General features: G+C 45.2%; 1 protein-coding gene. It reads right to left on the reverse strand.

Annotated features, from left to right (window positions below; genetic code table 11):
* Nucleotides 1–361, reverse strand: a 361-nt coding sequence (locus AB4585_RS27195; RefSeq protein ID WP_372171856.1) for an efflux RND transporter permease subunit, incomplete at both ends; no start/stop codon positions are given.

Consider the following 361-nt stretch of genomic DNA (forward strand, 5'->3'; position numbering starts at 1 on the left):
CAGGCTTAGCGTTAGTCGCGCGAATATCCGTGCCTTCCGGTAGCCAGATATCTGACATAAAGATAGGAGTGGTAGACGCCGGGAAAAACGACTGCTTAATAAAACTAAATCCATACAGGCTTGTGCAGAACATCACGATTAGCGCTGAGATAGTCAGCCAAGCGCGATTCATGCAAAACTCAAGAAACTTACGATAGATGACAAATACAATACCGTTGTATTGGCTGCCCTCTTCATTTGCTTCCACTTTTTGCCCCTTAAAGAACAGGTCCGCAAAAAATGGTGTCAATGACATCGCGGTGAACCACGACAGCATCAAAGAGATCAACAACACAGTAAACAAGGTACGACAGTACTCACC

It is taken from the genome of Vibrio sp. 10N.222.49.C9 (assembly GCF_041474985.1).
Taxonomy (GTDB): domain Bacteria; phylum Pseudomonadota; class Gammaproteobacteria; order Enterobacterales; family Vibrionaceae; genus Vibrio; species Vibrio crassostreae_C.